General features: G+C 70.1%; 3 protein-coding genes. All 3 read right to left on the reverse strand.

Annotation, left to right across the window (positions count from 1 at the left end; all coding sequences use genetic code 11):
• On the reverse strand, positions 1-224 hold a 224-nt coding region (locus VF584_16055), incomplete at its 3' end, for a hypothetical protein (GenBank protein ID HEX8211688.1).
• A 160-nt stretch (positions 225-384) separates the two neighbouring features.
• Positions 385-858: a hypothetical protein gene (locus tag VF584_16060; protein HEX8211689.1), complete on the reverse strand. Its 474-nt coding sequence runs from the start codon at positions 856-858 to the stop codon at positions 385-387.
• Between the two features lie 117 nt (positions 859-975).
• Entirely contained in the window at positions 976-1,668 is a 693-nt protein-coding gene (locus VF584_16065) for a hypothetical protein (protein HEX8211690.1), read from the reverse strand.
• Positions 1,669-2,128: the final 460 nt, after the last annotated feature.

Below are 2,128 nucleotides of genomic sequence, written 5' to 3' on the forward strand. Positions count from 1 at the left end.
TTCGCCAGACCGCCGAAGATGCTGGAGAACCCGGGGGTCCAGCCCTCTTCCTCGTCCCCCTGCTCCGGGGTGGTGAACCAGTCGGTCGTGTACGCGCCGCCGCCGTAGATCCCCAGGTCGAACTGGCTGGCGCGCCGCCCCATCATGTCCTGCGCCTGTACGTCTCCCACCGTACCCGCCGCCAGGGCCGCAGCCGCCAGCGCGGATGTCACCAAACGTTTCATCGCGTCCTCTCCGAACCAGGTTACCGAACTCCTTCCGGGGCAGACGCCCGCGGGGAGCCCATCCATACGCCCTCACACTACACACCGCGCGCACCGTGCGCGCGCCCCGCCACCACCCTTCACCGATTGGTATCCGCGAGAGCTCCGGCACCTCCTTGGGCTAGGGGTTCACCGTCGCGAAGCCCGCCAGCACCGCTCCCAGGACGCCCCCGTACACCATGTGCCCCAAAACCACCACCGCCGGCGTCGAGGTCCCCCACTTCAGTCCCATCGTGCCGGGGTGCGGAATGCGTCCCTTGCGCACGCACCGGCTGGCCCTGCCCAGCAGGGGGAGCGCGGCCACCGTGAGCGCGCCGTGCACCGCCCCCACCACCACACCCGCGTCCCACCCGGAGCCGCCCAGCAGGCGGATCAGTGCGCCATAACCCGCCGCCACCACCGTCATCCCGAGCCCCAGGTACAGCACGAGCCCCACCGTTTCCGTGACCGGCACCTTCGGCTCCTCGCTGAAGAGGCAGCCGATCTGCGTGGTCGGGCTGAACAGGGTGAGGTTGAACGTCCGGAAAAGCCAGAAGACGCACGCCGCCAGGACGCTCGCCACGAATCCCGCCCAGATGGTTGCGCTCCAGCTCACCCCGTCCCCTCCCCTTTTGCGCCCCCCGTTTACCCGGCCCCGGCCCATGCAGGTTCGGTGCCCTCCGTCCCACACCGTCCACGTCGCGGGGGCGCCATCCCCCCGCCGTCCGCCCGCCTACGCCGTCGCCAGCGGCGGCTCCACGGAGGGCTGTTGCCCCGCGGCGCCCACTGCGCGCGCGGGCGCGAGCGGGGGAAGCGCGTCGTCCGCCACCGTCCGCAGGGCCCGGTTGAACACCACGTCCGAGTAGCCCTCGGGAACGGCCATGATCTCCAGGTACAGGTCCACCGACTCGTGGAGCGGCACCTCGTCCGAGAGCGCGCGGGCGAAGATCAGCGCGTTCTCCACGTGCGTGTTGAAGAGCGAGTCTTCGGCCCGGGCGGTGGCCAGGTTGATCCGGTCGCGCAGCTTGTCGTGCACGCGCCCGCGGATGCGGCGGCGCACGCGGCCGAAGATGGCGTCGAAGCGCCCTCCCGCCGCGCCCGCGGCCGCCGCGGCGCGCGCGTCCTCGCGGTCGGCCGCGTCGTCCTCCATCAGCTCCACGCTGGGGTCTTCCGCCTCGTGGAGGCCGCCCCGGTGCCCCAGCGAGGCGAGCGCGCGGCTCCCCACGTTGCGGGCCTGCTCGGGCGAGAGGCGCAGGATGCGCGAGTAGATGTCGAGCGCGGAGTCGAACTGGACGTCCGGCGACACGAGGTCGACGAGGGCGAGCACGTGGCGGACATGCGTCGCGAGCAGCCGCTCCTGGCAGACGGCCGTGGTCAGGTCGATCTGCCGCTGCAGGGCGCGCGTCGTATTGCGATTCAGGGCCACTTTGCGCTTCCTCCGGGCGTTCCATGTGTGCGGTGCATTGCCGGTCTTCGAGCGGCGAGCGAAAGCAAGTTCCATTCCCCGCTGTGCTCAGACGCGGCCTCACACGGAGACACAGAGGGTACGGCAAGAACGGATAAAGGTAATTCTCCGCGCCTTTCCGTTTATCTCCGCGTCTCTGTGTGAGATCGCTTTCAGGATGCCCGGGATGAATCGGGATAGGGGGCAGCCGGTGATCCCGGCTGCACCCCTCCCACACCACCGGACATGCGGGTCCGCATCCGGCGGTTCGGAAAGTTGAGGTCAGTGTGGTTGAAGCCGGACCAAGCCCATCTGCTCGAAGTGCTTGCCCGGCAGGGCAGTTTGGAGCGCGCCGTGGCGGGACATCCTCCACCAGCTTCGCGTGTGCTTGGCGGCGGCCCGGGCAAGCGGATCGGGGACTCCCCGAGTTCTCATCTCCCGG

This window comes from Longimicrobium sp. (assembly GCA_036389135.1).
Taxonomy (GTDB): Bacteria; Gemmatimonadota; Gemmatimonadetes; order Longimicrobiales; family Longimicrobiaceae; genus Longimicrobium.